5 protein-coding genes are annotated in these 4,923 nt (G+C 48.1%); 2 read left to right on the top strand and 3 right to left on the bottom strand.

Translation table 11 applies throughout. The features are described 5' to 3' along the window. Nucleotides 1–78 precede the first annotated feature (78 nt). From VJB08_03315 to VJB08_03305, 3 genes are all read right to left on the bottom strand, one after another. Entirely contained in the window at nucleotides 79–1,407 is a 1,329-nt protein-coding gene (locus VJB08_03315) for a TldD/PmbA family protein (protein HLD42992.1), read from the bottom strand. A 2-nt stretch (nucleotides 1,408–1,409) separates the two neighbouring features. After that, on the bottom strand, nucleotides 1,410–2,825 hold the full coding sequence (locus VJB08_03310; GenBank protein HLD42991.1) for a TldD/PmbA family protein: 1,416 nt from the start codon (nucleotides 2,823–2,825) through the stop codon (nucleotides 1,410–1,412). 240 nt (nucleotides 2,826–3,065) lie between these two features. Then, the gene (locus tag VJB08_03305) at nucleotides 3,066–4,094 is read right to left on the bottom strand and encodes a tyrosine--tRNA ligase (GenBank protein ID HLD42990.1); all 1,029 of its coding nucleotides are present in this window, start codon (nucleotides 4,092–4,094) and stop codon (nucleotides 3,066–3,068) included. Nucleotides 4,095–4,415: 321 nt separating this feature from the next. Between VJB08_03305 and VJB08_03300 the strand changes: the two genes are divergently transcribed. Both VJB08_03300 and VJB08_03295 read left to right on the top strand, forming a co-directional pair. Continuing rightward, nucleotides 4,416–4,679, top strand: a complete 264-nt coding sequence (locus tag VJB08_03300; GenBank protein HLD42989.1) for a PRC-barrel domain-containing protein — start codon at nucleotides 4,416–4,418, stop codon at nucleotides 4,677–4,679. Between the two features lie 6 nt (nucleotides 4,680–4,685). Further along, complete coding sequence (locus VJB08_03295; protein HLD42988.1) at nucleotides 4,686–4,916, top strand: hypothetical protein; 231 nt, start codon at nucleotides 4,686–4,688, stop codon at nucleotides 4,914–4,916. Nucleotides 4,917–4,923: the final 7 nt, after the last annotated feature.

The following is a 4,923-nucleotide window of genomic DNA, read 5'->3' as shown; positions in this document are numbered from 1 at the left end:
CCCCCCACGCAGAGCTCCTGAGGATAACCCACTGTGCGGTTATGCTAAGGTCTTCACACAATTGCCAGGGGCATCAATCTATCCCCCCTCAACAGGCTTTGTAATCCTTATATTCTTCACAAGAATCGGAGGGGTAATTACCGGAGTCTCAACTTCCCATCCTCTCACCTGCTCAGGCACCTTGCCAACAGCTTCGATATTCCCCATTATTCTCATAATATTCTCTGAAATGCGCATATTCCTGACAGGATAGCTGATACGCCCATTCCTGATGAAGAATATACCGTCCCTGGGGATCGTGGAAAAATCCCCCGTCTTGTAGTTCTGGAAGCGGGTGTACCAGAGGTTGGTGATATACAGGCCATGCTTTATCCTCTCAATCATCTCTTCTTTCCTGTATTTGCCCGGTTCCACGATCAAGTTGGTCGGCTCAGGAGCGATAAGGCCTGCGTTTGCCGTCGTCTTCGTATTATGCCGTTTAGCTGTTGAGGTGTTGTGGAGGAATGTCTTTATCGTTCCGTTTTCCACAAGGACGTTTTTCCTTGTTGGGACTCCCTCGGCATCGAACTTGGATGAAGACATCCCATTCGGATAGGTTCCATCATCATAGAACGTCATCTCTGGAGACCCCGCCCTTTTTCCCAGCTTTCCATCCAGGCAGGACAAGCCAGACTCAATATTCATGATGCAGAAATTGTTTCCGAAATTCTCAAGAAGGTTTGCGGCGGGTAAAGGATCAAAGAGCACATCGTACACACCAGGTTTTCCCGGCCTTGGGTCCTTGGCATCTACGGCGATCTGGCCAGCAGCCTTTGCAGCCTCCTCAATATCCATCTTGCTTATCATCCTTGAGACTGCCACTTTATGGCCAGATGCGTCTTTCTCAGCTAGCGCGCGCAGGGAGAAATATGCGCTTGTGCCTCTTTCTCCTCCTTCACACCCATTTGAGGTGAGTAAAGCGATCTCTCCTGACCGAATTTCAAATGTTCCTGCTGTGCGCTGCGCGCCTTCATTAAGCGCTGCTTGGATTGCTCCTTCTACAAGATCAATAGACTTATCTTTCATCTCCTTAATTCTCGGATCAAAGGTTTCCTGGATTGGCCTGTATTTGAACGGGCCTGCGGCAATCCCGGCGTATTCCTGATTCGGAACCAGGTTTTTTGCAAAAGCCACGATACCCTTAACAGAATTCTCGATCGCCTGTTCTGAGAAATCTCTCATGCTCGTGAGGATATTCCTCTTCTGGATTGATGCAAAAACAAGCGCCTCCTGGCTTTGCCAAGATTTGGTGATCGAGATACGGTTATTGGAAAATTTCACAAGATCGTGGTCATCAGTCTCCATGATCACCACCGCATCAGAGGCATACTCCTGCAAACTCTTCATGATCATTTCTTGCGGATCCATATTCATCTCATATCCACTCTTCTTAGCCTGGCAGAGGGGCCCCCGAACCAGACAGGAATGGGCTGCATGGGCTCGCCTTTTCCGCAGCTTCCTGCTGCGTACTCTGGTTTTTTTCCAACAGCATCAAAACACTGCCAAAGCTTTGTTGTGTTTATCTCCAAGACAGGATTCCTGACAGGCTCGGCAAGCTTTCCATTCCTAATCAAAAAAGCTTCTGCTCCGACATACTTTTGATTCATGCGCTGGTCATCGATATTCCATTCCATAAAGTTCTTCATAAACACGCCTTTTCTTACTCCCTCGATCAGCTCATCTTCGGAATACTCTCCAGGAAGCATGAAGGTATTGGACATTCGAACAATAGGCTCTTTATCATAGTCAACTGCGCGCGAGCTTCCGTTACTCTTCGTTTCCATGCTCGCTGCTGTCTGCCGGTTGTGGAGAAATTCATTAATCATCCCTCCCTTAATGAGGTATTTCCTTCTTGCCTTAACCCCTTCATTGTCAAATAAATAATATCCGTATCCTTTTTCTTCTGTAGGATCGTCAACTACAGTCACAACATCGCTCCCTATCCTCGATCCGATCATCCCAGGCGTGATAAAGCTCTCTCCTGCCTGAGCAGCCTCCCTCCCTAATATCCTGTCAGCCTCGAAAGGATGGCCGACAGATTCATGGCACATAATCCCGACAACTTCTGGACCGACAACAACATCCATGCTCCCTTTCGGAGCCTTCACAGCATTGGAGAGGTTATGCAGCCCTGCTTTGACCTCTGCTCTCAGACGTTCTGCAAGATGCCAGCCAGAGACTGCCTCCCAACCCGCAGTTGCTCCGAATTGCCAACTCCTTTGATAACTCCTCCCTGCCTGTTTCATCGTAATAATATAATACCCGCCGACGCGCGGTATCGTGGCTTCAATCCGGGTCCCTTCTGATGTCAGCAAGGTCTCTTTTGATATGCTGGTGGAGAGCGAATACCATCTCCCAGGAACATTCGAATGGAGACTGGCAATTCCCTTATCTGCATCAAGCAGGAGCTGAACCTTCTCTTTCGGATCAATGTCCTGGAGAGGCTGCTTCTGTCTTACCTCATATACTTCTTTATGCGCGCTTTCACCCGCAAGACTTACCGCTTCCCTCAACCTTGTCTTGTGCAGAAGAAAGGACGCCCCCCTGTCAATGATCCTCTTGAGAGAATCCTTATCAAGCACATTCGTCGATACAAATCCCAGCCTGTTGTTAACCAGAAAACGAATTCCGATCCCGCTTTTGATGTCGATTCCTGAGGCCTCCACATTCTGCTTCTTCACGAGAAAGGAGTTTCCTTCAACCTGCTCGAGGCGGACCTCTGCATAGGCTGCACCCTTTTTTTGGGCATATGCCAGGGCAAAGTCTGCCAGCGCCGCAACACTCATCGTGATACGTCATCTTTGAATTCTTTTTAAATCTTGCGACAGCGGTGTGCCATTGAAAAGTTGCTCGCTTCGCTCGGCAGCGCCGAGTTCGCCTAGAAATGTGCCGGAGTAGAGCGACATTCCCCGAAGGGGGCAACTCCCTTGTCGCTCTGCTGTCCTATTTAAGATGGCTCACAAGAGGGCGCTGCATGGCTTTTCAATGGCACTGACGCCGACTCGGCAATCCTCGGCAGAACTTGGCTAGGCTGCATTCTCAGGAAACGCCTCTTGGATGAGATTATCTTTTCCCTTAAACTGTTTCCTGACTATCTTCATCCTTTCCTGTACCTGATCAGCAACCAAGCTTTTGAGATCAAGCGGGTGGACCTTCAGCTTTGTGAAGGATTCCTCCAGTTGAGCGTATGTCTCAAATGTGAGGGGCCCTCCAAACTTTGCCGGGCGCTCGACGGTTATTGGGCCTTCGCTGAGCGGGAAAATCACCTGCTTTGCAAATGCAAGCACGCCGTTGTTTTCAACCTTGCCTTCAGGGCAATAAAAACTTTTAACCTTATTCCTGATCGAATCTTCATCTTCCAGAATATCTATCTTTGTTGATTCCCGGGATGCGCTCATTTTCTCTCCGGTGAGGCCAGGAAGCATAGGAGTCATGATCTCGATTCTGGCTTTGTAGCCGATGCGGGGCAGGTTTTCCCTGCAGAACATCAATATCTTCCGCTGATCGAGGCCGCCCAGTTGGATATCTGCGGCTAAATACTGTTCATCCAGCGCCTGGAGAATCGGGTAGATGAATCCGGAAAGCTTTGGCTGGCTTCCAAAGCGCACAACTTCAGAAGCTGCCCGCCTTGTCCGTTCAAGGGTATTCCTTGCAGCCAGCCTGTACATATCTGTTGTGTACTCCTTTGAAAGCTGGAAGTCTGAGCCTTTGACGAATTGGATTCGCTGCACATCAGCCCCTATGGAAGTGAGGAGAGCTGCTATCGCCTGTTTATAGTACTTGACTCTTTTATCAAGAAGCTCAAAAGGGGTCTTTTGGTCATCGAGATGCGCATGGATGTCAGCAAGCAGGATCTTTACCTTCAGCCCAGCTCCGAGGAAGTCCCTGATCTTGACCAACGGAACAAAATACCCAATGTGGACCTTTCCAGTAACCGCAACGCCAAAATACGCTGTTGGGTGGGGATTGTCCTGGATAAGCTGAGCCAGCTCTTCTTCAGTCACGATCTCTGCAGTTCCCTGCTTTATAAGCCCGATCTTCTGCGCAGCGTCCATGCGCTTATAGGTAATTCTTGGCTATTTATATTTATTCTTTAACCTGGCTCTGTAGAAAATGCAGGCAGCATCATCCGTGAGCCATATTTACAGACGGCATCACAGCGACAAAGGGGTTGCTCCATACGGGAAATGTCGTTTTTCCTGTTTATGATAGGTACATGGCGAACCCGATGCTGCCCGAACGAAGTGAGATTTTCTACAGAGCCCTTTAAGCCTGTCTTGAAAATATCCTCAGCATAACCACAAAATTTAAATATAAGCCTGCCCTCTTTATCCTATCACGTTTGCTATTCGGGAGTAAAAAAGCGGAGGAAGGACATGGCTGAAGAAGAAAAGAAATTCGCAAGGGGCATTATCGGAAAAACCATTGTTTCAAAGACCGGGAAACGGTTTGGAGAGGTTGCGGATATTATCTTTGAGGCCAGATCAGGAGAGCTCATCCATATGATGCTGCGAAATCCAACCTCCTACACAGAAAAGCTTGAGCTTGAGAAGGACAAGGAAGGGAATATCCTCATCCCCTTTTCTGCAGTTATGGCAATAGGCGACTTTATGGTGATTGCTGAAGAGGACATTATCTGACTTATCATGAGGGATCCAGAAAAAAGAGGAGAACCTTTCCTTAAAAAACTTGATAGGCATCGTTACTGGGATCAATTCTGGCGTGGGTTGACTGGCATTGCAGTGGGAGCAACCCTCATCGTCTACCCTGTTTTTAGTGATTGGGCTTTTCAAACAAAAATAATAAGCGTTGTATCTGGAATTATTGTTCTCGTATTCTTCCTTTGGTGGACAAGAAGAAATTATGCCAGGATGTAACAATCGG

This window comes from Candidatus Nanoarchaeia archaeon, from assembly GCA_035290625.1.
GTDB lineage: Archaea > Nanobdellota > Nanobdellia > Woesearchaeales > DATDTY01 > DATDTY01.
The sequence above is the reverse complement of the archived record's forward strand: the minus strand, read 5'-3'. Positions and strand labels throughout refer to the sequence as shown.

What these genes read in the sequence shown, in the direction of transcription:
- VJB08_03310 (HLD42991.1), bottom strand. Translation starts at nt 2,825, where the DNA reads ATGAGTGTTGCGGCGCTGGCAGACTTTGCCCTGGCATATGCCCAAAAA.
- VJB08_03315 (HLD42992.1), bottom strand. Translation starts at nt 1,407, where the DNA reads ATGGATCCGCAAGAAATGATCATGAAGAGTTTGCAGGAGTATGCCTCT.
- VJB08_03305 (HLD42990.1), bottom strand. Translation starts at nt 4,094, where the DNA reads ATGGACGCTGCGCAGAAGATCGGGCTTATAAAGCAGGGAACTGCAGAG.
- VJB08_03295 (HLD42988.1), top strand. Translation starts at nt 4,686, where the DNA reads ATGAGGGATCCAGAAAAAAGAGGAGAACCTTTCCTTAAAAAACTTGAT.
- VJB08_03300 (HLD42989.1), top strand. Translation starts at nt 4,416, where the DNA reads ATGGCTGAAGAAGAAAAGAAATTCGCAAGGGGCATTATCGGAAAAACC.